This is a genomic window from Streptomyces sp. GD-15H, from assembly GCF_045291515.1.
Classification (GTDB): domain Bacteria; phylum Actinomycetota; class Actinomycetes; order Streptomycetales; family Streptomycetaceae; genus Streptomyces.
This window is the reverse complement of the sequence record NZ_CP149447.1, coordinates 178,896-201,663: the sequence shown is the minus strand read 5'-3', so window position 1 is coordinate 201,663 and position 22,768 is coordinate 178,896. Positions and strand designations below refer to the sequence as shown.

Sequence of the window (22,768 nt, the reverse complement as noted above, 5' to 3'; positions counted from 1 at the left end):
GGGCGCCAGGCAAGCGCGCCCGCCCCACTCGCCGCGCCCACCGCCTTTCTCCTCCAGCTTGGACACCACCATGACTTCCGTCCGCATACGGCGACGCGCCCGGCGCGCCGTGTACTTCCTGGCCGCCACGGGGCTGTTGCTGGCGGCCTGCTCCGCTCCCGCCACGGATCAGCACGCGGCCGTGCCCGATCCGGGGACCGGGCACCTGCACGGCCTGGGTGTCGACCCGGCCGACGGCGCCGTCTACGCCGCCGGCCACCACGGCGTCTTCCGCCTCGGCGGCGGCACGGCGGTCCGCGTCGCCGACCGCTACCAGGACACCATGGGCTTCACCGTCACCGGCCCCTCCACCTTCCTGGCCAGCGGCCACCCCGCCCCGGCCGACCCCGACGCCCGCTCCCCCACCTGGGCCTGATCCGCAGCACGGACGCCGGCCGGACGTGGCAGACGCTCTCCGCCGAGGGCCGCGCCGACTTCCACGCCCTCCAGCAGGCGGGCGGCACCCTCTACGGCTTCGACAGTCAGAGCGCAAAGGTGTGGGCCAGCACCGACGGCGGCCGCACCTGGGATGTACGCGCCGGCCTGCCGCTGCTCGACCTCGCCGCCCACGCCGACAGCCCCGCGACGGTGTGGGCGGCCACCGGCAAGGGCCTCGTCCACAGCACCGACGGCGCGCGCAGCTTCCGGGCCGTCCCCGGCGCCCCGGCCCTGGTGGCGGTCGACGAACCGGAGTCCGGGCTGCTGGTCGCCCTGGCCGCGGACGGCCGCGTGGTCACCAGCCGCGGCGGCCAGACATGGACCGAACAGGGCCGCCTGCCCACCGGCGGCGAGCCCGCCGTGCTCACCGCCGCAACCGCCCGGCATCTGCTGGCCGCCGACAGCACCGACGCCATCTACCAATCCACCGATGGCGGCCGCACCTGGACCGCGCTCCACCGGCCGTACAGCCAAGCGGAACGCCCCTGAAGGGAGATGGCCGGCCCATGAGACCCGCCGAGCCCGCAGCTGCGCTCACCCCCCATGGCCGGGGCGGTGCTGCGCAATGCATGCCGCCGGGCACGCCCCAACGACGCTGCCCGTACCGGCCGGTTCGGCCACCCTCACAGACGCGGGGCGCGGCGCAGGGGGTCGCTGAGTTCGGCGTACCTCTCCTCGGCCCGGGCGGGGCCGGTGCGGGCGGCATCGGTGACGCAGCCGCGTACGTGGTCGTCGAGGAGGCCGAGGGCGACTTCCTGCGGGGGCGCGGCCGGCGGCGCTGATCTGGGTGAGGACGTCGATGCAGGAGCGGTCGTCGGTGACCATGCGGGCGATGCCGCGTCTCTGGCCTTCGATCCTGTTCAGGCGGGCCAGACGGTCGGCGTGACCGGGCGCCTGGTGTGCCCGTGGGCGTGGCGTGCGGTGGCGGGAGCGGTGGCCATCGGGTTTCGCCCCCCTCCTGCGTGCCGCCGGTCGCGGGGGCGGTGCAGCGGTCCGGGGCGGCGTCGAGGGCGGCGGCGCAGTGGGCGACGAGGGCGAGACGACGGCGAAGAAAACGCCCAGCCGCACGCCGCGCCGCAGCGCCTGGCCGTCGAGGAAACCCGGCGCACTGTCCGGCCGGCGCCTGAGCGGACGGCGGGCGCGGCGGTTCTTGCCAGGCCGCCCGGGGGTACTCAGCCCGATGCTCGTCGGCATCGCCCTGGCGTTCTCGTCGGTCTTCGTCGTCGGTGACAGCCTGCGGCTGCACGGCTTCCGCGCCGCCCGGCATCCTCAAGCGGCCGTTCTTCCGCACGGCTGACCCGCTCCGGCACCGCCTTCACGGTGCCGGAGCGGGTCCCTGTGCGGGTCCCCGGTCACCAAGGCGGTGCTCAGACCCGGACGCCCCACATGAACGGCATGCCGCTGGTGCTGATCGGCTCATAGCGCACGACGGCGCCCGGCTTGGGGGCGTGGAGGATCTGCCCGTTGCCCGCGTAGAAGCCGACGTGGCTGAGGTCAGTGCGCATGAGGATGAGGTCGCCGGGTTTCAGCTCGCTCAGGGAATTGATCCGGGTGCCGATGTTGGCCTGGGCCTGGGAGGTGCGGGGGATGGAGATGCCCGCCTGGTTGAAGGCCCAGGAGGTCAGCCCGGAGCAGTCGAAGGAGTTCGGCCCGGTGGCGCCCCAGACGTAGGGCATGCCGACCCGGGACTTGGCCGCCTCGAAGGCGGAGGCCGCGCGCTGCGAGCCGCTGGCCTCGTTGCCCAGCTCGACCCGCGCGCTGGCACGGTTGGCCCGCTCCTCCTCGGCGGCGATCTTCGCGCGCTCCTTCGCCGTCAGCGTGTTGAGGAGCTTCTGGGCCTGGGCGAGCTTGCCCTGGATCTCCTGCTTCTTGTCCTTCAGCTCCTTGCGGGTGCTCCCGAGGTCCGCGAGCTTCTGCGAGGCCTCCTCGCGCTGCTGGGCGAGCGTGCGCTGCTTGGCCTGGATCTTCTTGAGCGTGCTGAGCTGCCGACTGCTGAGCTGGTCCAGGACGGCGGCCTTGTCCAGGTAGCTGTCGGGGTCGGAGGAGAGGAAGAGCTGCACGGAGGGGTCCACCCCGCCGCTGCGGTACTGCGCGGTGGCCAGCGACCCCAGGCCGTCCCGCAGTGTGTTGAGCTCGTCCTGGCCGCGGGCCACCGTGTCCTGCAGGTTGTCGACCTGCTTCTGCAGTTTGTCGTGCTTCTCTTTGGCGCCGTTGTACTTCTCGGTCGCCTGGGTGGCCTGCTCGTAGAGCCGGTCGACCTCCGCCTTCACCCCTTTCTTGTTGGGGTCCGGCAGGGGATCGGCCTGAGCCGACTGCGCGGTGAGGGCCACTACCGCCGCGGCGGTGGTAGTGAGCACGGTCGCACGGGCGCGGTTGGGCTGCTTGGGACGACGGTGGGACGCCACGGGGGCGAGCTCCTTCTTCCTCGGCCGCCTGCCGGACATGGGGCCCGGCTCCGCGTGACCTCCGCGGACTCGGCGGTACCCCCGCCGCCACCCCGGATGGGCGGCCGACCGTGCGAAGGCTCGGAGGCGGATATTACTCAGCTAATCAACTTAGCTGCAATCTGGTGGGTCACGGGGCAGTGGATCACCAGGCAACGCCAAAGAAGGAACTCCTCCCGGTGCAACTGCCTGTCAGGCAGGTGCCCAGGTCCACTTTTATCGCTAAACTGCTTAGCGGCCATGTGCCGGCCGTGGACCCGGCGGGACGACGGCCACGGCCGGCCGGGCCACTACGATGAACCCGTGCCGGTCCGGCACCGTCGGCAGTCCGGGGCGGAGGAACACGCGTGCGGCCACTGGGTGAGCTGGAGGCGGAGATCATGACCCGCCTGTGGGCCTGGGGGCGCCCGGCCACCGCGCGCGACCTCCTCGCGGACCTCACCAGGACCCGCCCCCTCGCCTACAGCACCGTCAAGACCGTCGCCGAGATCCTGTACCGCAAGGGCATGCTCCGGCGGCAGAAAGAAGGGCGGGCCTGGCGGTACGAGCCCACCTGCACCCGCCAGCAGTACACCGCGGCGCTGATGCGCGACGCGCTGGGCGACAACCCCGACCCCGCCGGCACACTCCTGAGCTTCGTCGAGCGGATGTCGCCGGACGAGGTGGAGGCGCTGCGCTCGGCCCTGCGGGCGGCACAGCGGAGGAACCAGACGTGACAGCGGCCCTGGTGCTCGCCGGCTACGCCCTCCTGATCGGTGCCATCGCCCCCACCGCGCTGGCCCGGGCCCGGTGGACCCACCAGGCCCCCCGGCTGGCGATCCTCACCTGGCACGGACTGATGGCGACGTTCGTCATCACCGTCGCACTGATCCTCTACCACGTCGCCCTGAGAGAGCCGCACGTCCACGACGGGCTGCTCGGCCTGCTCACCGCCTGCGGCCTGCTCCCCGGCGCCGCAGTCTTCGGCCCGGCGCCGCACACCGCCGCCGACCCTGCCGCCCTGCTGCCGACCCTCGCCGTGCTTCTCCCCGGCGGCTGGTTTCTGCGCACGGTCTGGCGCACCCGGCGCGCCCAGCGCCGCCACCTGGCCATGCTCGCCCTGGTGGGCCGCCCCTCCTTCGAGCACGATGCCGTCGTCGTCGACCACGACACCCCGGCCGTCTACTGCCTGCCCGGACGCTCCCGCCAGGTGGTCGTGACCGAAGGAGCGATCAAGACCCTCTCCCGCGAACAACTCCGGGCCGTGCTCGCACACGAGCGAGCCCATATCACCGGCCGGCACCACCTGTGCCACGCGGCCGCCGAGGCATTCGCACACGCCTTCCCGAAACTGCCGCTCGCCCGGCACGCCCGCGAGCAGACCGCCCTGCTGCTGGAGATGGCCGCGGACGACCAGGCACTGCGCTCCCACTCCCGGGAGACCCTGGCCACCGCGATGTGCGAGGTCGCGGCGGGCCAGACGCCCCGGGCGGCCTTCGGCGCAGGCGGGCCCAGCGCGGCCGTCCGGCTGCACCGCCTCCTCGCCCCGAAAGCCACGCCGCACCGTGCGACGCGGCTGGCAATCGTCGGCTGCTCCGTCGCCGCACCCCTGCTGCCGCTGCTCATCGCCTGCGGGCTGCTCGTGGGCTGACCGGGGCCGAGTTCCGTCGCCGCAGCTCCTCCCGCCCGACCCTCGCACGGGCACCGGGCCGGAGCCGGCCGGTTTCGAGCCGCCGCGGGGCCCGGGCGGCGGCTCCCGGTGCGCCCGTCAGCCACCCGCTGGTCCGGGCGCCGTGCCCCTATAGCCGCGCTTTCGTGTGTGGCTCCATGAGGACTGGGTACCGAGGACATCTCGTTCCACGCAGCGCTTTTCTGCCTGAGGAGGAACGGCCGTGTCTCACTCGGCGGACGCCCACCACCCCTCGCACCCTCCGGCCACTGCGGACAAGGAGCGCAGCACGGCGGTGCTGGACGTGCGCGGCATGGTGCGGGCGTCCCAGCAGAGCACGGTCGCCGCTGCGCTGGGACGGCGTCCGGGCGTGCTGGAGGTGGAGGCCAACCCGGTGGCGCAGTCGGCCACGGTGGTCTACGACCCGCGGCGCACCTCGCTGGCCGAGCTGCGCCGGTGGGTGACCGAGTGCGGCTACCACTGCGCGGGCCAGTCGGTGCCCGCCCACGTCTGCGACCCGATGGAGGAGCCCGATCCGCCCGGCGAGCACGCCGGACACGCGAGTCGTGGCACGGGGACGGCCGTGGCACCCGGCCGGCGGAACACGCCGGGCACGGCGCCGGGCCGGCCGAGCGCGTCGACCACGAACGGCCTGAGCGGCACGCGGAGCACGAGGGCCACGCCGGGCCAAAGGGAGAGCTCGCGCCGCACGAGGCGATGGGCCACGGCGGCCACGGCGGGATGTCCATGGCGGCGATGGTGGCCGACATGCGCAACCGCTTCCTGGTGGCGCTGGTCTTCTCCCTCCCCATCGTGCTCTGGTCGCCGATCGGCGAGGACGTGCTGGGCCTGCACGTGCCGGTGCCCTTCGGCCTGCGGCAGGACGTGTGGGCGCTGCTGCTGAGCCTGCCGGTGATCTTCTACTCGTGCACGATCTTCTTCGACGGCGCGGTGCGGGCCCTGCGCAACCGCACCCTGGACATGATGGTGCTGGTCGCGGTCGCCATCGGCGCCGGCTGGCTGTACTCCCTGGTCATCACCCTCACCGGGGGCGGGGAGGTCTTCTACGAGGCGGCCACCGTCCTGGCCGCCTTCGTGCTGCTCGGCCACTGGGTGGAGATGCGCGCCCGCGGCGGCGCCAACGACGCGGTGCGCACCCTGCTCGACCTGGCCCCGCCCAAGGCGCTGGTCGTCCGCGACGGGGAGCCGGTGGAGGTGCCCACCGCCGAGATCGCCGCCGGCGACCTGCTGCTGGTCCGCCCCGGCGCCAAGGTCGCCGTCGACGGCGTGGTCGAGGAGGGCGAGAGCGAGGTCGACGAGTCGATGGTCACCGGCGAGAGCCTGCCGGTGCACAAGGCACCCGGCGACCAGGTGGTGGGCGCGACCATCAACACCCACGGCACGCTGCGGGTCCGCGCCACCAAGGTCGGCTCCGACACCGCGCTGGCGCAGATCGTCAAACTCGTCCAGCAGGCCCAGAACTCCAAGGCCCCAGGCCAGCGGCTGGCGGACCGGGCCGCCTTCTGGCTGGTCTTCGTCGCCCTGATCGGCGGCGCGGCGACGCTGACCGTCTGGCTGCTGGCCACCGACCGCTCCTTCGGCACCGCGATGCTGTTCGCCATCACCGTCGTGGTGATCACCTGCCCGGACGCGCTGGGCCTGGCCACCCCGACCGCGATCATGGTGGGCACCGGCCTGGGCGCCAAGCGGGGCGTGCTGTTCAAGAACGCCGCCGCCCTGGAGACCGCCGCAAGCATCCACACCGTGGTGATGGACAAGACCGGCACCCTCACCCGGGGCGAACCCGAGGCCACCGACGTGCTCACCGCCGGGGGCCAGCAGGAGGACGAACTGCTGCGGCTGGTCGCCGCGGTGGAACGCGAGTCCGAGCACCCGCTGGCGGCAGCCATTGTCCGTCACGCCCAGGCGCGCTCGATGGCCCCGGCGAGCGCCCAGGAGTTCGTCAACGTTCCCGGCCACGGCGCGACCGCCGTCGTCGACGGGCACCGGGTCGCGGTCGGCAACCGCCGCCTGCTGGAGCGGGAGGGCGTCGAGCTCGGCCCGCTGGCCGCCCGCCGGGACGAGCTGGCCGCCGGCGGACGCACCGCCGTCATCGCCGCCGTCGACGGCCGGGCGGCGGGCCTGATCGGCCTCGCCGACGCACCCCGCCAGACCTCGGCCCAGGCGGTGGCCGAACTGCACGCCCTGGGCGTGGAGACCGTCATGCTCACCGGCGACAACCAGGCCACCGCCGAGCACATCGCCGCCCGGCTGGGCATCGACACCGCCATCGCCGAGGTCCTGCCCGGCGACAAGGCGGCCGAGATCGCCGAACTCCAGCGGGACGGCCGCAGGGTCGCCATGGTCGGCGACGGCGTCAACGACGCCCCGGCACTCGCCCAGGCCGACCTGGGCATCGCCATCGGCACCGGCACCGACGTCGCCATCGAGACCGCCGGCCTCGTCCTGATGCGCTCCGACCCCCTCGACGTCCCCACCGCCCTGCGCATCGGCCGCGGCACCCTGCGCAAGATGCGGCAGAACCTCGGCTGGGCCATCGGCTACAACGCCCTCGCCCTGCCGATCGCCGCGGGCGTCTTCGAACCCGCCCTCGGCCTGGTCCTCCGCCCCGAGATCGCCGCCCTGTCGATGTCCGGCTCCAGCGTCATCGTCGCCCTCAACGCCCTCGCCCTCAAACGCCTCCGCCTGCCCGAGACCCCGCCCCCGCCCGCCGCACCGCCGCAGAAGGCCCCGGCCCGCCCGGTCACCGCGGGGAGCCCCTTTGGCGGCGCACGGTGAGACGCGCCGCCGCCGACCGCAGTGCCGTCTGCACCCCGGGCCGCAGCGGCTGCTGCGCCCTTGTCACCGTGGCCGCCGGGCGAGTGCCGGCGCGGGGCCGAGTACCCGGCCCCTTGGCGGCCCCGGACGTGCCGCGCTCGCCCTTTAACGGCCGCGCCGAGCGGCGCGACGCGGCGCGACCGAGGATGACCAGCGAGAGCGCCGCCGATCTCGCCGACGCCCCACAGACGCGAGGAGGACACGGAGAATGACAACCCAAACCGCACCGGCCGCCCTCGACGCCGCCGCCCTGGCCAAGCTCGACACGTGGTGGCGGGCGGCCAACTACTTGTCGGTCGGGCAGATCTACCTGCTCGACAACCCGCTGCTGGCCGAGCCCTTGCGGCCTGAACACCTCAAAGCAAGGCTGCTCGGTCATTGGGGGACCACACCGGGCCTCAACTTCGTGTACGCCCACCTGAACCGGATCATCACCGCCCGCGACCGCGACATCATCTTCGTCATCGGGCCCGGACACGGCGGGCCGGCAGCAGTGGCGAGCGCGTGGCTCGACGGCACCTACAGCGAGATCTACCCCAGCGTCAGCCGCGATGCCCGCGGCATGAGGCGGCTGTTCCGCCAGTTCTCGTTCCCCGGGGGCATCCCCAGCCATGCCGCACCGGAGACCCCGGGGTCGATCAACGAGGGCGGCGAGCTGGGCTAGGGGCTTCACCCCGGATCGTGGACACCTTGGACACTGGACCTTGAGGGTCCAGAGGAAGAGATGTTCCCGATGGTGATGAAGGTGTACTCGGCGGAGTTCAAGGCGGATGCTGTCGCGCTGTACCTGTCGGACCCCAAGAACACGTTCGAGGGCGTGAGCAAGGACCTGGGAGTCAGCCGGGAGACGCTGCGGAACTGGGTGCGGGTCGAGCGCACCCGGCAGGGCCGCGCGGCGGCCGCGAGTCGCTCGCCGCGGGCGGTACAGGCCGTCGATGTACCCTCCGACGACGTGCTGAAAGAGGAGAACAAGCAGCTCAGGGCTCGGATCCGGGAGCTGGAGACCGAGCGGGAGATCCTGCGGAGGGCCGCGAAGTATTTCGCCGGCGAGACCAACTGGTGAGCCGTTTCCAGTTCGTTGATGATCATCGCGGCGCGTTCGGCGTCAAGCGGCTGTGCCGGGTCCTGGAGGTCTCCCGGTCCGGGTTCTACCGGTGGCTGAAGGGCGCCCCGGCCCGCATCGAGCGGGCGCGGTCCGACGCCCGCCTGGCCCGGCGGATCCGGGAGATCCACAAGGAGTCCGACGGTACCTACGGCGTCCCGCGGATCACGGCCGAGTTGTGGGACGCCGGGATCGAGGTGAACCACAAGCGGGTCGCGCGTGTGATGGCCCGGATCGGCCTGCAGGGCGTGCACCTGCGTAAGAAGGTTCGCACCACCGTCCCCGAGCCGTCCGCGACGCCGGTGCCCGATCTGCTGCGGCGTGACTTCACCGCGAGCGAGCCGAACACCAAGTACGTCGGCGACATCACTTACCTGCCCATCGGCGACGGCCAATTCCTGTATTTGGCAACGGTGTTGGACCTTTGCTCGAAACGGCTGGCGGGCTGGTCGATCGCCGACCACATGCGCACCGAGCTGGTCACCGATGCGCTCCGGGCTGCGGCCCGTACCCGCGGCGGAACCCTTGACGGGGCGATATTCCACAGCGACAACGGCGCCCAGTACGCGTCGAAGGAGTTCGCGGACGTGTGCCGCGAACTCGGCGTGACCAGATCACGTGGGGCGGTCGGAACCTCGGCGGACAACGCCGCCGCCGAATCCTTCAACGCAAGCCTGAAGCGGGAGACCCTGCAGAGAAGGAAACGCTGGTCAGGGGCGCGTGAGGCCCGCCTCGCGGTGTTTCGGTGGGTCACTCGTTACAACACAAGAAGGAGACACTCCGCACTCGGCCAGATCAGCCCGATCACCTACGAACAACGATCGATTACGCTGACCGCTGCCGCATAGCAAACGGTGTCCACGATCCGGGGTCAAGTCCCCTACTCCCTCTCCCACGCCTACGGCGCCGCATTCGACAACCCCGGCCTCGTGGCGGCGTGCGTGATCGGCGACGGCGAGGCCGAGACGGGGGCGCTGGCGGCCAGCTGGCACGCCACCAAGTTCCTCGACCCGGTGCATGACGGCGCGGTGCTGCCCGTGCTGCACCTCAACGGCTACAAGATCGCCAACCCGACGGTCCTGTCCCACATCCCCGAGGACGAGCTCACCAAGCTGCTCGAAGGCTACGGCCACACCGTGTACACCGTCGAGGGCGACGACCCCGAGGCGATGCACCAGCACATGGCCGCAACCCTCGACCGGGTCTTCGACCACATCGATGAGATCCAGGACACCGCCCGCCGGGGAGCCACCGGCCAGCGGCCCCGCTGGCCGGTGCTCGTGCTGCGCTCACCGAAGGGCTGGACCGGCCCGGCCGAGGTGGACGGCATGCGGGTCGAGGGGACATGGCGATCCCACCAAGTGCCCCTGGCCGAGGTGCGAACCAACCCCGATCACCTCGCCCAACTCGAGGCGTGGCTCCGCAGCTACCGGCCCACCGAGCTGTTCGACGCCGACGGCCGACCGATCCCGGCGATCAACGCGCTGGCCCCGGCCGGCGACCGCCGCATGAGCGCCAACCCCCACGCCAACGGCGGCCGCCTGCTCCGCCCCCTTGAGCTGCCCGACTGGCGCGGCTACGCGGCCGAGGTGCACGCCCCCCGGGGCGACCCGCACCGAACCCACCCGGCGTCTCGGCGAACTGCTCCGCGACGTCATGGCGGCCAACGCCGAGCCCCGCAACTTTCGGCTGTTCGGCCCGGACGAGACCGCGTCGAACCGCCTCGGCGCGGTGTACGAGGCGACCGACAAGGCGTGGACAGCGGAACTGTGGCCCGGCGAGGAGCGCCTGTCCCGCGGGGGGCGGGTGATGGAGGTGCTCAGCGAGCACCTGTGCCAGGGCTGGTTGGAGGGCTACCTGCTCACCGGCCGGCACGGCCTGTTCTCCTGCTACGAGGCGTTCATCCACATCGTCGACTCGATGTTCAACCAGCACGCCAAGTGGCTGAAGGTGTCACGGGACCTTGGCTGGCGCCCGCCGATCGCGTCGCTCAACTACCTGCTCACCTCTCACGTGTGGCGCCAGGACCACAACGGGTTCTCCCACCAGGACCCCGGGTTCATCGACCACGTCGTCAACAAGAAGGCCGACATCATCCGCGTCTACTTGCCGCCGGACACCAACACGCTGCTGTCGGTCGCCGACCACTGCCTGGCCAGCCGCGGCTATGTCAACGTGATCGTTGCCGGCAAGCAGCCCAGCCTCGACTGGCTCGACGCCGACGCCGCCGCCCTGCACTGCGCCCGGGGAGTAGGCGTGTGGGACTGGGCCAGCAGCGACCACGACGGTGACCCCGATGTGGTGCTGGCCTGCGCCGGCGACGTCCCCACCCTGGAGACCCTGGCCGCGGTCGACCTGTTGCGCCAGCACCTCCCGGAGCTCAAGGTGCGGCTGGTCAATGTGGTGGACCTGATGCGCCTGCAACCCCGGAGCGAGCACCCCCACGGGCTGACGGACCACGAGTTCGACACGCTGTTCACGGTCGACCGGCCGGTCGTCTTCGCCTACCACGGCTACCCGTGGCTCATCCACCGGCTGACCTACCGGCGCACCAACCACGACAACCTTCACGTGCGGGGCTACAAGGAGGAGGGCACCACCACCACGCCCTTCGACATGGTGATGCTCAACGACATGGACCGCTACCACCTGGTCATGGACGTCATCGACCGGGTGCCAGGGCTCGGCCAGCGGGCCGCAGGCGTCCGCCAGCGGATGGTGGACCAGCGGCTCATCGCCCGCGCCCACACCCGCGACCACGGCGAGGACATCCCAGAGGTGGCCGACTGGAGCTGGCCCGCCTGATGCAGCCGGCCGCAGGCCCCGGCCCCTACCGGGCGGCGATGAATGGGCCGAGCGGAGGCAGAGCCGGGGACGCGGGGCCGGCCGGCAGGCGGCGGACAGCGACGCGCCGGCCTCGAAGACACCACCACGGGGCTCACGCACCTACGAACACCCCGGACCGGCCGTGCCGCACCGCTACGCGGTCCGCGGCCCTGGTCGGCCGGCCGCCTGCCCTTTCGAGGGGTGCCTCCACCGTCTCCGCCGCGATGTCGCAGCCATGGGCTGCTGCCCTGGGCGGTCTCCGTGTGCTGGCGCTCACCGGAGGGGCGGGCGAGCACCGGCCCGGGTCCACGCCGCGGTGGCATGGGGTCTCGGGTTCTTGGGCGTGTCCGTCGGCGGCGACGCCAACCGTGCCGCGACCGCCGATGCCGACGTGTCCGGCGGGGCCGGTGGGCGGACACCGGTGGTCACGGCCGGCGAGGACCCCGGGATCGCCCTGAGGCGCGCCGGGCGCCCGGGGTCAGCGGGCTGCCGGGCGAATAGGCCGCGGGACGAGGGGCACGGTGCACGCCGCATGGTGCGGCCTGACCCCCGGAGCAGGCCCTGCAGCAGGCTCCGGAGGAGGCGCGGAAGGAGATCGCGGCCATGGAGGAGGAGTCGCGCCGCACGATGGCCGAGCTGCGCGAGGTGCCCGCGGGGAAGCAGTTCGACATCGAGTTCGCGCGGCGGATCATTTCCCACCACAACTCGGGGATCATCGAGCTCCTCGAGGCGCAGCCACGGGCCGACCATCCCCAGCTGAAGGTGGCGGCGACTACGGGGATCGTCAGCCAGGAGGCGCAGAGCGCGGACTTCCGCACCTGGCTGTCCGGACAGGCGCGGTGACGTACCGGACCGCGAGGAAACCGGGGGCGGGCCGGCGCCTTTCGTGCCGGGCCGCCCCTGATGCTGTCCGTGGAGTCCCGAGCAGACGGCTGCCGCGTAGAGCGTGCCGGGTGACGGGGGCGCCCCGCCCGGGCTAGTGGCTGCCGTCCGACATCGCCAGGCGCCGGGTGAAGGTCTTGCCGCCGTCCTCGGACTCGTAGACGCCGTCGGCGGTGGCGGTCAGAACATGGTCGGAGCCGACCGCGGTCAGGGCCTGGGGCTGCCCGCCGGGCACGGTGCCGGTTTTGATCCAGCTCTCGCCGCCGTCAGTGCTGCGGTGCAGCGCGCCGTCGAGGTCGATCCCGTACAGCTCGCCCTGCTCGGCCCAGGACAGGTAGGCCATGACCGGCCCGGCGCCGCCTGTGAAGGTCTTGCCGCCGTCGGTGCTCTGCGCGACGCCGTTCTCGGTGGTGGCCAGGACGGTGCCGGGGGCCTCGGGGCTGACGGCGATGTCCAGGGCGGCCAGTTCGGCGCGGTCCTCCCAGTTCTTGCCGTCCTTGCTGGCGCGCAGCAGTCCATTGGTGCTGTCGTAGCCGTAGATGGTGCCGTGCGCCCGCTCCAGGGCGTGGAAGTCGGCCTTGCCGGCGAGGGAGAGGGTCTGCCAGGTCTTCCCGGCGTCGGTGCTCTTGATCAGGCCGCGGTTGGCGTGGTCGTCGCTGCCCGCGGCGGGGTGGCCGCTGCCGAGGAAGGTGTCGGCCCCGGTGATGGTGAAGCCCATGTAGTCGGCGGTGTCCCCCATGCGTTTGGCCGATCCGTTGCCGTTCACGGCGATGACGCCGTGGTGGGTGGCGACGTAGAGCTTCCCGTCGCCGGGGTTGATGCCCAGACCGTGGACGTGGCTGATCTCGATGCCGGACGTGGGGGACTGCTCGGTGGAGGAACCTTCGGGGGTGTCCGAGTCGGCGGAGCAGCCGGTCAGGACGGCCGCCAGCAGGGTCGCCGCGGCGATCGTGGAACGGAAGCGGACAGACATCAAAGATCCTCGCGTTGGTGCGGTGTGAGACCGGCCGAGGTATGCCGGTACGGCCGGGTCGGGGCGGGTTCGCGTCTGAGGCCAACCTAAACGGCTCGTTGTCCGGGTTTGTGCGGAGGGTGCCGCAGACGGCCTGCTGGACCGCCGACACCGGACCCGTCCCGCCGTGGTGCCACTGCGGGAATCGGTGTCCCGCCCTCGTCGAGCTGCTCAGTTCGGCGACGAGGGCATTGGCCTTGGCCCGTACCGCCTGGTGGTTCTCCGCTGCCCCGATGGCCCTCGCTGCCTCGCCGAGCATCCGGAGCAGCACCTGTGTAACCGAGGCTCGGCCGGAGCCGGGTCTCGTCCGCCTCGGCGAGTTTCCGCGGCACCCGCCGCGTCCCCACCCTCGTCCTGGCCGGCGGCACCGCCCTCGTCGAGCCCATCGACGACCAGCTCCGCGACCACCTCACCACCGCGAACGAAGCCGAACAGAAGAGCGCACACAAGGGAGGGACGCCGTGAAGGCCGCTTTGACCGTCGCCGACCTGCGCCGCGTGGCGAACCATCCGGCCACTCGCTGCCTACTGGCCTGCCTGTTCACCGCCATGGCGCGCCGGGCGCAGCACCCGCCCCGAACCCCTGCCCGGAAGAAGCCTGCTCGTCCCGACGGTTTCCCGCACGGCCACGGGGTGGACCGCCGCAACGCTTCCGTCGCGGCAGCCCACCCCCACTGCCGAACCGGGGACCAGCAAGAGATCAGCCCAGGGTGGCGAGGAGTTCGTTGCAGGCCTGCTCGCAGCGGCGGCACGCCTCGGCGCAGATCCGGCAGTGCTCGTGCATGTCGGCGTGGCGCTCGCACTCCTCCGCACAGGACTTGCAGACCATGGCGCAGGCCTGGAGCTGGGCGCGGGTGATGTTGGCGTCGTAGCCGGTGTGCCGGGAGAGGATCTTGCCGGTGACCTCGCAGATGTCCGAGCAGTCCAGGTCGGTGCGGATGCACTTGCGCAACTCGGCGATCATGTCCTCGGACAGGCAGGCGTCCGCGCAGGCCGTGCAGGCCTGCGCGCAGTCGAAGCACGCGGCGATGCAGCGCTCCAGTGCCTCGCGGTTGACGCCGCCGAGGTCGGCCGGGTAGGTCCGCAGCATGTCCCTGACCATCGTGGTCATGGTGATCATCCTCTCCGTGTGTTTTCTCTTTCTCTGCCGGCGCGGGCCCGGGGCCGCGCCGTGGTTGTGGCAGGTAACCCTGACAGGGCCACTGCAAACCGACGGCCACCCCGCTTCGGCGGCGGATACGGCCGTCCCCGGGCTCCGGGAACCGGGACGGGCCAGTGGCGATGGGCGTGGACGGCCGCATGGCCGCAGCCGTGGGCGATCGGACAGCGGTTGGTCGGCACCCAGCGAGCACGAGGGCCACAGGCGGAGCGAAGGCCAGGACGCCCCGGAACAGCCGACCGGCCGGGCCTGCTGCACCATCTCGGGGAGTTGGCGAGCATGGTGGCGTTCTCGACGACCTCCGTATCAGGGCCGGGCGGTGTCCGCGGCAGCCGGAAGCGAGGCGTCCGCAGCCGTTCCAGCAGGCTCCTGCCCGCCTCCCGGCGGTGCCGGACGCGGCGGCGACCATCACAGCCGGCAGCAGGCGCAGGGTGTCGGCCCCGATGTGCCGCTTGCGGCCGTGGACCTTCTTCCCGCCGCCCCACCCGCGTGATGCGGACGGCGTCGACGGGGCGGGCCTTCCCGTGCAGCCGGTCGTGCAACTCGGTGACCAGGCCCCTGTCCCATCGGCGCCGGTGGACGGCGTGGACGCGATCCCGCCGGGGAGTCCGCGGGCACCGCCCGCCACGTGATGCCGCCCGCGGCCGGGGGACAGGCCCCGACTTCTCCCGGCACAACCAGGGCCGGTCCCGGCGGGTCTACCCCGCCGGGGTATCCTCCGGGCAGAAAGCCGCAAAAAGGGAGGCACGTGGTGAGGACGGGGAGGCAGAGGTGCGTGGCCTGGGCCGTCCGTCTGGCCCTGTTGTCCGCCGTCCTGTTCGGTGTGGTCACGATGCACTCCTTCGGCCACCCCACCCAGCAGACCCCCTCGCACAGCTCCGTGTCTTCCGCCGAGCCGGTGTCCGACATCTCCGCCGGCCACGTCGCCCAGGCGACATCGAACACCTCCGCCGGCATGCCGACAGCGGGTGACCCGGCCCCCGGCATGGTGCTGGACCCGCTGTCGGTGTGCCTGGCGGTGCTCGCCGGGTGGACCGTCGCCCTGCTGACCGCCGCATGCCTCTCGCGCCGGGCCGCCGACCGTCTGGGCGCTGCCCGCACGCGCCTCCTGCGCGCCCTGTGGCCGGTACCTCCTCCCGGAGGCCGGATACTCCTCGCCCGGTTGTCGGTACTGCGCCTGTAGGAGCGCGCCCCGCCGCTCCCCATCAAGGGCGGCCTCCGCGTCCTCCTCACGCATCGACATCGACACGAGGTGCACTCACCCATGCGCACAACCACCCGCCGCGCCGTGCTCGGCACGGGAATCGCCATTGCCGGCAGCGGCCTGCTCACCGCCTGCAGCGGCTCCTCCAACCACGCCGGCCGCGACACCAAGCCCTCGTCCGCGCCCGGGGGCGACTACGTCTCGCCAAACGACCGGGAGGTCGCCGACGCCGAGGCCAAGCGCAACCCCGGCCCCGAACGGAAGGTGAAGCTCACCGCGGCCCGCACCCGGCTCGACCTGGGCGGCCGCACGGTCAGCACCTGGGCCTACGGCGACCGGCTGCCGGGGCGGGAGGTCCGCGTCACCGCCGGGGACACCCTCGCCCTCACCCTCGCCAACCACCTGCCCGAGCCGACCTCCGTGCACTGGCACGGGCTGGCGCTGCGCAACGACATGGACGGCGTACCCGACCTGACCCAGCGGCCGATCAAGGCCGGGGCCTCCTTCGAGTACCGCTTCGCCGTCCCGCACCCGGGCACCCACTGGTTCCACCCGCACTCCGGAGTGCAGCAGGACCGCGGGTTGTACGCGCCGCTGATCGTGGAGGACCCCAGGGAGCCGCTGCGGTACGACAAGGAGTGGGTCGTCGTCCTGGACGACTGGGTCGACGGGGTGGACGGCAGCACCCCGGACGCCGTGCTCGCCGAGCTCAGCCAGGGCATGGGCGACATGGACCACGGCGGCCATGACAGCCACGGCACGAGCGGTATGTCGGCATCCGGCGAGAAGTCGCCGTCCCCCGGAGCTTCCGGCCCGTCTCGGATGCTGATGGGCTCGCACAGCGATCTGCTGGGAGAGGACGCGGGCGATGTCGCATACCCCTACTACCTGGTCAACGGCCGTACCGCCGAGGCTCCGGAAAGCTTCCGAGCCAAGCCCGGCGACCGCATCCGGATCCGGATCGTCAACGCGGGCGGCGACACGGCGTTCCGGGTCGCGCTCGGCGGCCACGAGATGACCGTGACGCACACCGACGGCTTCCCCATCGAGCACGCGACGACGGACGCGCTGCTGCTCGGCATGGGCGAGCGCTACGACGTCCTGGTCACCGCCCGGGACGGCGTCTTCCCGCTGGTCGCCCTCGCCGAGGGCAAGAAGAAGACGGCGATGGCACTGCTGCGCACCGGCGGCGGCTCCGCACCGAAGCCGTCCGTCCGCCCGGCCGAGCTGTCCGGGAAGGTACTCACGGCCGACCGGCTCAAGGCCGACAAAAGCGTGCGCCTGTCCGAGCGCAAGCCGGACCGGACGGTGAAACTGCGCCTGACGGGTGGCATGGCGAAGTACGACTGGGGCTTCGACGGCAAGAGGTACGACCCCTCGCAGCGCCACCCGGTCCGCGCCGGCGAGCGGGTCCGCCTGGTCTTCACCAACACCACGACGATGTGGCACCCCGTCCACCTGCACGGCCACACATTCGCCCTCGCAGGCGGCGGCCCCCGCAAGGACACCGCCATCGTCCTGCCGGACGAGACCCTCACCGTCGACTTCGACGCGGACAACCCCGGCCTGTGGATGGTCCACTGCCACAACGTCTACCACGCCGAGGCAGGCATGATGACCGTCCTCGGCTACCGAAGGTAGCGACGCCCCGGACGGAATGCTGCACGCACCCACCCACCCACCAGCACCAGCACCTGCCCGGCCCGGCTGCGTCACGTCACCTCGGTGCCAACCCACCACTACGAGGTGGCGATTGTCGTGCCGGGCCTTCAACGGTTCTGGCTGTACCGGACCACCCCGCTGCAGTGACCGTCCGCTTCCCCGTTTCCCACCAGATCTGCACAGGTGCCTGTCATGCCGAATTTCCCACTCACTTCCGGCTGTCCCGGCATACCGCGGCGCGCCGCCGTTGCCGCCCCGGCGGCCGCATCGCCCGACCACCAGCGCCTGACGCACCCGGCGGTGGAAGACCGCACGGCGGCGCCGGAGAACCGGGGCGAGACGCTGACCGGCAAGCCGATCAATCTCGCCGACCACCGCGGCAAGACCCTGGCGACCAACGTGCGGGGCTCGTGGTGCGCGGCCGAAGCCCCGCACCCGCGGAAGGTCTCCGAAGACCTGCGCGATCAGGACACGGCCTTCCTCAAAACCAACACCCACGACGCCACCAAGGACGTCGCCCACCGGTTCAAGGACACCTACGGCCTCACCTGCCCCAGCCTGGGGGACCGCAACGGGCGGCAGCTGCCGAAGGTCAAGGGCACCCTGCCTCCCCCCGCCACCCCCACCACGCTGGTGATCGACCACCCGGGCCGCGTTGCGGCCCGGAGGCTGCAGGGCCTGTCGGAGACGGAGCTGCGCTCGCTGACCGACCCCGTCCTCAAGGAAGGCTGAGGCATGCTGTTGGCCCTCGATCTCAACGGCACCGTGCTGACCGGCTCGGTGCTGCTGGCCATCCCGATCGCCGCGCTGGCCGGGCTGGTGTCCTTCTTCTCCCCCTGCGTGCTGCCGCTGGTGCCCGGCTACCTGTCCTACGTCACCGGCATGACCGGGGCAGATCTCGCCGAGGCCCGGCGCGGCCGCATCCTGGTCGGTACGCTGCTGTTCCTGGCCGGGTTCACCGGCGTGTTCGTCTCCTTCGGCGCCGCCTTCGGCTACGCCGGGAACGCCCTGCTGGAACACCAGGACCTTCTCATCCGGGCGCTGGGCGCGGTGACCATCGTGATGGGCCTGGCCTTCATGGGCGTCATACCGTGGCTGACCCGGCGCGAGTTCCGCATTCACACCAGGCCGGCTGCCGGGCTGGTGGGCGCGCCGATGCTGGGGGTGCTGTTCGGGCTGGGCTGGACCCCGTGCATCGGCCCGACCCTGGCCGCCGTGCAAGTGTTGGCGTTCAGCGAGGCAAGCGCCGAGCGTGGGGCGCTTTTGACAGTGGCTTACTGCCTGGGGCTGGGCGTGCCGTTTCTGGCGGCGGGGCTGGCCTTCCGCAAGGCGATGGGCGTCTTTGCCTGGGTCAAGGCCCACTACCGGTGGGTCATGTGGGCTGGCGGCGGCATGATGGTCGCCACCGGTGTGCTGATGGTCACCGGCGTCTGGAGCTACTTCATCAGCTATATGCAGTCCTGGACGGCCGACTACACCATCGGCATCTGAACCCACCGGGTGCGCCGGTACCACCGCAGCCGTTCCCCGCCCGATCGACGTGAAGGACCGTGATCGATGTGAAGGATCGTGAAGGTGACTGAGTCTCTTTCATCCTGTGCCGCAGGAGTGAAACGAGCTGGTCAACAGGGACGGTGACGAGGCAGGGCCCCTCATCGTTGACGTGGTGATTCCCCTCAGCCCGTCGGCGACCAGAGGGGTCCTGTTGGTTCCGTACCCTGCCATGCTCGGCGTCCCCCACGAGCTGGTCGAGCACGTCTCCTGGCTCCTCTACGCACGAAGGCGTGCACCGCGTTCCCCGTGGCGATGACTCCCTCCTCGCCCACCACAGGAGACCCGGCTCCCTACCCCGACAGCCTCCTGCACCCTTGTGCGGGGCCTCCAAGGCGTTTCCAGTACGCTCGGCCACCTGATCGCGGTCGGCGTCGTTGGCGATCAGCGCGAGGGCCCGCTCCACCAGCACCGCCGACTCCTCACTTTCCTCCTCATGTGCTTGAGCCACGCCCGGAGGGAACAGTGGGAAAGAGGGCCGCAACCGGAAATGCCACGGGGGTGCGGGCGGCGACGCGTACCAGCACCCCGGACCGGTGGAGTCCATGCGCAGGGCGATCGTCTTTTATGGCCTTTGAGCAGGTGACGCCGCTTTGACCAGCACGTGCCGAGTATGGGTCGGCCCCTGAGGGTTCTCGATCGCTGACCCGCCGAGCCCGCAGGCGCTTCGCCCACAGGGACGGGGCCGTTTCTGTGCGTCCGCACTTCGCTGCCGCCAGGCCACTGCGGCCGCCCTGCGCGTGGGCGTGGAGCGTTGGCCATTCTTGGGCCGGTTCGGCAACCTTCACAGCCGCAGGGCACGGCGCAGGGTGTCGGTGAGTTCGGCGTGCTTCTCCTCGGCCTGGGCGGGGCCGGTGCGGGCGGCGGTGGTGACGCAGCCGCGTACGTGGTCGTCGAGGAGGCCGAGGGCTACTTGCTGAAGGGCTCGGGTGGCGGCGCTGATCTGGGTGAGGACGTCGATGCAGGAGCGGTCGTCGGTGACCATGCGGGCGATGCCGCGGACCTGGCCCTCGATCTTGTTCAGACGGGCCAGGCGGTCGGCCTTGTGGTCGGCGTATCCCGGTACCGGGATGTGCTCGTGTTCGTGGTGTGGGGTGGCGGTGGTCATCGCATGTCGTCTCCCTCGCTCGTGCCGCCGGTCGTGGGGGCGGTGTAGCGGTCCGGGGCGGCGTCGAAGGTGGTGGCGCAGTGGGCGGAGCAGAAGGCGTAGGTGCCGTGCTCGGTGTGCCGGTACTCGGCGGCGGTTGCCTTGGCCAGTTGCATGCCGCAGACCGGGTCCGTGACCGTGCTGTCGCTGTCGTTCTGGGAGGCGGGGTGGTGGTGCCCGTGGTCTGCTGTGGTTGCCGTGCTGTCGGCTCGGGCGCGGTCGGCGGCGGACTCGACACGGGGCTGCACACGCGCCGGGTGGGCATCGGGTAGCGGTTGGGGGTGCCAGCGGCGCAGCCGGGAGGCGTTGGTGACGACCGACAGCGAGCTGAGTGCCATGGCCGCGGCGGCGATGACCGGGCTGAGGCGGATGCCCCACAGCGGATACAGGGCCCCGGCGGCGAGGGGGACGCCGACGGCGTTGTAGACCAGGGCGAAGAACAGGTTCTGCCGGATGTTGCGCATCGTGGCCCGCGACAGCCGGATCGCGGTCACGACACCGCCGAGCGAGCCGGAGATCAGGGTGATGTCGGCGGCCTCGATGGCCACGTCGGTGCCGGTGCCGATGGCCAGGCCGACGTCGGCGGCGGCCAGCGCGGGCGCGTCGTTGATGCCGTCGCCGACCATGCCCACGGTGCGGCCCTCGCCCTGCAGACGCCGGATCTCATCCGCCTTGTGCTCGGGCAGCACCTCGGCCAGCACCCGGGTAACGCCCACCTGGGCGGCGATGGCGGCGGCGGTGCGGGCGTTGTCGCCGGTGAGCATCACGACCTCGACGCCGAGCCGCTGGAGGGCGGCGATGGCGGCGGCAGAGTCGTGCTTGACGGTGTCGGCGACGGCGAGCACGCCGGCGGGCCGCCCGTCCACTGCGGCCAGGACGGGGGTCTTGCCCTCGGCGGCCAGGGCGGCCGCGACGGAGGTCAGGGCGGTGGTGTCGATGCCGACGTCACCCAGCAGCCGGGCGGTGCCCACCAGGACGGCGCGCCCGGCGACGGTGGCCTGAACGCCCTTGCCGGTGACCGAGTCGAAGCCCGTCGCGGTGAGCGGGTTGAGGCCGCGGTCGCGGACGCCGGCGGTGATGGCCTGCGCGAGCGGGTGCTCGCTGTCGGCCTCGGCTCCCGCCACCAGCTGCAGCAGCACGGTCTCGTCGAATCCGCCGAGGGGTTGGACGTCGGTCAGGACGGGCTTTCCCTCGGTGACGGTGCCGGTCTTGTCCAGCACGACGGTGTCCAGCTGGTGCGCGGTCTCCAGGGCTTCGGCGGAGCGGATCAGGATGCCGGCCTGAGCGCCCTTGCCCGTGCCGACCATCACCGACAGCGGCGTGGCCAGACCCAGGGCGCACGGGCAGGCGATGATCAGCACCGCGACCGCGGACACCAGCGCCAGGGTCAGCGCGGGGGACGGGCCGAGGGTGAACCAGACGGCGAAGGTGCCGATCGCGATGGCGATCACCGCCGGCACGAAGTACGCCGACACGGCGTCGGCGAGCCGCTGGATGGGGGCCTTCGACGCCTGGGCCTGCTGCACCAGGCGGATGATCTGGGCCAGCATGGTGTCCGCGCCGACCTTGTCCGCCCGTACCCGCAAGCTGCCGGTGCCGTTGACGGTGGCCCCGATGACCGTGGCCCCGGCGTGCTTGGTGACCGGCATCGGCTCGCCGGTGACCATCGACTCGTCCACCGCGGAGGAGCCGGAGAGAACTTCGGCGTCGACGGGAATCTTCTCCCCGGGTCGGATGACGAGTTCGTCGCCCACCCTCACGTCTTCGACCGGGATCTCGCTCTCGGTGCCGTCCCGCACGACGCGGGCGGTGCGGGCCTGCAAGCCCAGCAGGGCCCGGATGGCCTCGCCGGTGCCGGCCTTCGCCCGGGCCTCCAGCAGCCGCCCGAGCAGGATCAGGGTCAGGATGACGCCGACGGCCTCGAAGTACACCTCTCGCACGTCCTGGGGCAGCAGACCGGGGGCCAGGGTGACCAGCAGGCTGTAGCCGTAGGCCGCAGACGTGCCCAGGGTGATCAGGGAGTTCATGTCCGCGGCCCGGTGGCGCAGCGTCAGCCAGCCCGTCGCGTGGATCGGCCGGCCGGTGTAGGACATCACCGGCGTGATCAGGGCCAGCTGCAGCCAGTGGTTCAGCATCCAACCGGGCACCCAGTCGGCGCCGAACAGTTCGTGCGCCATCACCGCGAACAGCACCGGGGCGGTGAGCACCGCGCCGAGCAGTACGCGTCGGGTGAGGTCCCTGATCTCCGCTTGCCGCTCGGCGGCGTCCGCGGCCTCCGCCTCGGCCGCCGTTTGCTCCTCACCCGCCGGCGGCCCGCCGGCCGAAGCAGCAGGGGCAGGAAGAGGAGCGGCCGTGGCGCTGGCGCCGTCCGGGGTGGGCGGTGGCGGTGCGGAGCCTTCTGCGGGTTCGACCAGCAGCGTGCCGTGGATCATGTTCATGCCGCAGGCGAAGCCGAACGAGCCCGGCCGGTCCGGGTTCAGCCGCACGGTGGTGCGGGTGTGCGCGGGCAGGCCCGCGCCGACCTTGAGATCGGGGAAGACCACGCGGGAGGTGCACTCGCCGGCCTCCTGCCGGTCGAACACCAACTCCACCGGAGCACCTTGCCGGACTTGGATCACATTGGGGCTGTAGCCGCCCCGCACCGTCACCTCCACCCGCTGCACCCCGCCTTCCAGCCGGGCGGCACCGGCACGGCGCGGTCCGAAGAAGTACCAGCCCAGCGCGCCGATCAGCACGGCCGTGGCCAGGACGACGACGATTTCGAGGGCACCCATGAACTTCTCGCCTCCCTCGGCGGATCACTCTCCAGCCTGTGCC

General features: G+C 72.0%; 18 protein-coding genes and 4 pseudogenes. 15 read left to right on the top strand and 7 right to left on the bottom strand.

The window, feature by feature from the left end; genetic code table 11:
* Nucleotides 1-70: 70 nt before the first annotated feature.
* On the top strand, nt 71-415 hold the full coding sequence (locus WJ438_RS01045) for a hypothetical protein (RefSeq protein ID WP_406723545.1): 345 nt from the start codon (nt 71-73) through the stop codon (nt 413-415).
* Nucleotides 416-534: 119 nt separating this feature from the next.
* On the top strand, nt 535-966 hold the full coding sequence (locus WJ438_RS01040; RefSeq protein WP_406723544.1) for a WD40/YVTN/BNR-like repeat-containing protein: 432 nt from the start codon (nt 535-537) through the stop codon (nt 964-966).
* A 45-nt stretch (nt 967-1,011) separates the two neighbouring features.
* Here the strand turns inward: WJ438_RS01040 and WJ438_RS01035 are convergent, their stop codons facing one another.
* A complete protein-coding gene (locus WJ438_RS01035; protein ID WP_406723543.1) occupies nt 1,012-1,302 on the bottom strand; it encodes a hypothetical protein in 291 nt (96 codons plus the stop codon).
* A gap of 542 nt (nt 1,303-1,844) precedes the next feature.
* Complete coding sequence (locus WJ438_RS01030; RefSeq protein ID WP_406723542.1) at nt 1,845-2,882, bottom strand: NlpC/P60 family protein; 1,038 nt, start codon at nt 2,880-2,882, stop codon at nt 1,845-1,847.
* Nucleotides 2,883-3,268: 386 nt separating this feature from the next.
* Between WJ438_RS01030 and WJ438_RS01025 the strand changes: the two genes are divergently transcribed.
* The 3 genes and pseudogenes from WJ438_RS01025 to WJ438_RS01015 form a co-directional block, all read left to right on the top strand.
* Nucleotides 3,269-3,637, top strand: a complete 369-nt coding sequence (locus WJ438_RS01025; protein ID WP_384669769.1) for a BlaI/MecI/CopY family transcriptional regulator — start codon at nt 3,269-3,271, stop codon at nt 3,635-3,637.
* Nucleotides 3,634-4,551 (top strand): M56 family metallopeptidase, encoded by a 918-nt coding sequence (locus WJ438_RS01020; RefSeq protein WP_406723541.1) that lies wholly within the window; start codon nt 3,634-3,636, stop codon nt 4,549-4,551. The genes WJ438_RS01025 and WJ438_RS01020 overlap by 4 nt, the downstream gene beginning before the upstream one ends.
* Nucleotides 4,552-4,882: 331 nt before the next feature.
* A pseudogene (locus WJ438_RS01015) lies at nt 4,883-4,990 on the top strand (hypothetical protein); the annotation flags it as partial.
* Nucleotides 4,991-5,043: 53 nt separating this feature from the next.
* Here the strand turns inward: WJ438_RS01015 and WJ438_RS01010 are convergent.
* Nucleotides 5,044-5,295 (bottom strand): hypothetical protein, encoded by a 252-nt coding sequence (locus WJ438_RS01010; protein WP_406729966.1) that lies wholly within the window; start codon nt 5,293-5,295, stop codon nt 5,044-5,046.
* Here WJ438_RS01010 and WJ438_RS01005 point away from each other — a divergent pair.
* The 5 genes and pseudogenes from WJ438_RS01005 (at nt 5,287) to WJ438_RS00985 (ending at nt 12,178) form a co-directional block, all read left to right on the top strand.
* Nucleotides 5,287-7,368 (top strand): copper-translocating P-type ATPase, encoded by a 2,082-nt coding sequence (locus tag WJ438_RS01005; RefSeq protein WP_406723540.1) that lies wholly within the window; start codon nt 5,287-5,289, stop codon nt 7,366-7,368. The two genes, WJ438_RS01010 and WJ438_RS01005, sit on opposite strands and share 9 nt — an antisense overlap.
* Before the next feature lie 247 nt (nt 7,369-7,615).
* Nucleotides 7,616-8,068 (top strand): annotated as a pseudogene (locus WJ438_RS01000) (phosphoketolase); the annotation flags it as partial.
* A gap of 72 nt (nt 8,069-8,140) precedes the next feature.
* Nucleotides 8,141-9,357 (top strand): IS3 family transposase gene (locus WJ438_RS00995; protein WP_406729550.1). Its coding sequence is split into 2 segments (ribosomal slippage): nt 8,141-8,456 and nt 8,456-9,357, totalling 1,218 coding nucleotides; the frame shifts between segments, so codons are not numbered across the junction.
* 21 nt (nt 9,358-9,378) lie between these two features.
* Nucleotides 9,379-11,314 (top strand): annotated as a pseudogene (locus WJ438_RS00990) (phosphoketolase); the annotation flags it as partial.
* Nucleotides 11,315-11,896: 582 nt separating this feature from the next.
* Nucleotides 11,897-12,178 carry a DUF305 domain-containing protein gene (locus WJ438_RS00985; RefSeq protein WP_406729549.1) on the top strand — a complete coding sequence of 94 codons (282 nt, stop codon included), beginning with the start codon at nt 11,897-11,899 and terminating at the stop codon, nt 12,176-12,178.
* Between the two features lie 133 nt (nt 12,179-12,311).
* Here WJ438_RS00985 and WJ438_RS00980 read toward each other — a convergent pair whose 3' ends face one another.
* Both WJ438_RS00980 and WJ438_RS00975 read right to left on the bottom strand, forming a co-directional pair.
* Nucleotides 12,312-13,190: a F510_1955 family glycosylhydrolase gene (locus WJ438_RS00980; protein WP_406723539.1), complete on the bottom strand. Its 879-nt coding sequence runs from the start codon at nt 13,188-13,190 to the stop codon at nt 12,312-12,314.
* A 738-nt stretch (nt 13,191-13,928) separates the two neighbouring features.
* Nucleotides 13,929-14,339, bottom strand: coding sequence for a four-helix bundle copper-binding protein (locus WJ438_RS00975; protein ID WP_406723538.1), 411 nt, complete (start codon nt 14,337-14,339; stop codon nt 13,929-13,931).
* A gap of 823 nt (nt 14,340-15,162) precedes the next feature.
* Between WJ438_RS00975 and WJ438_RS00970 the strand changes: the two genes are divergently transcribed.
* From WJ438_RS00970 to WJ438_RS00950, 5 genes and pseudogenes are all read left to right on the top strand, one after another.
* Entirely contained in the window at nt 15,163-15,570 is a 408-nt protein-coding gene (locus WJ438_RS00970; RefSeq protein WP_406723537.1) for a hypothetical protein, read from the top strand.
* A gap of 81 nt (nt 15,571-15,651) precedes the next feature.
* Entirely contained in the window at nt 15,652-17,232 is a 1,581-nt protein-coding gene (locus WJ438_RS00965; RefSeq protein WP_406723536.1) for a multicopper oxidase family protein, read from the top strand.
* A gap of 213 nt (nt 17,233-17,445) precedes the next feature.
* Nucleotides 17,446-17,985, top strand: coding sequence for a TlpA family protein disulfide reductase (locus tag WJ438_RS00960; RefSeq protein WP_406723535.1), 540 nt, complete (start codon nt 17,446-17,448; stop codon nt 17,983-17,985).
* Nucleotides 17,986-17,988: 3 nt separating this feature from the next.
* Entirely contained in the window at nt 17,989-18,744 is a 756-nt protein-coding gene (locus WJ438_RS00955; protein WP_406723534.1) for a cytochrome c biogenesis CcdA family protein, read from the top strand.
* A gap of 172 nt (nt 18,745-18,916) precedes the next feature.
* A pseudogene (locus WJ438_RS00950) lies at nt 18,917-19,060 on the top strand (IS5/IS1182 family transposase); the annotation flags it as partial.
* 528 nt (nt 19,061-19,588) lie between these two features.
* On the opposite strand, the gene WJ438_RS00945 reads toward WJ438_RS00950, so the two are convergent.
* Nucleotides 19,589-19,912 (bottom strand): metal-sensitive transcriptional regulator, encoded by a 324-nt coding sequence (locus WJ438_RS00945; protein WP_406723533.1) that lies wholly within the window; start codon nt 19,910-19,912, stop codon nt 19,589-19,591.
* A complete protein-coding gene (locus WJ438_RS00940) occupies nt 19,909-22,725 on the bottom strand; it encodes a heavy metal translocating P-type ATPase (protein WP_406723532.1) in 2,817 nt (938 codons plus the stop codon). The genes WJ438_RS00945 and WJ438_RS00940 overlap by 4 nt, the downstream gene beginning before the upstream one ends.
* Between the last annotated feature and the right edge of the window lie 43 nt (nt 22,726-22,768).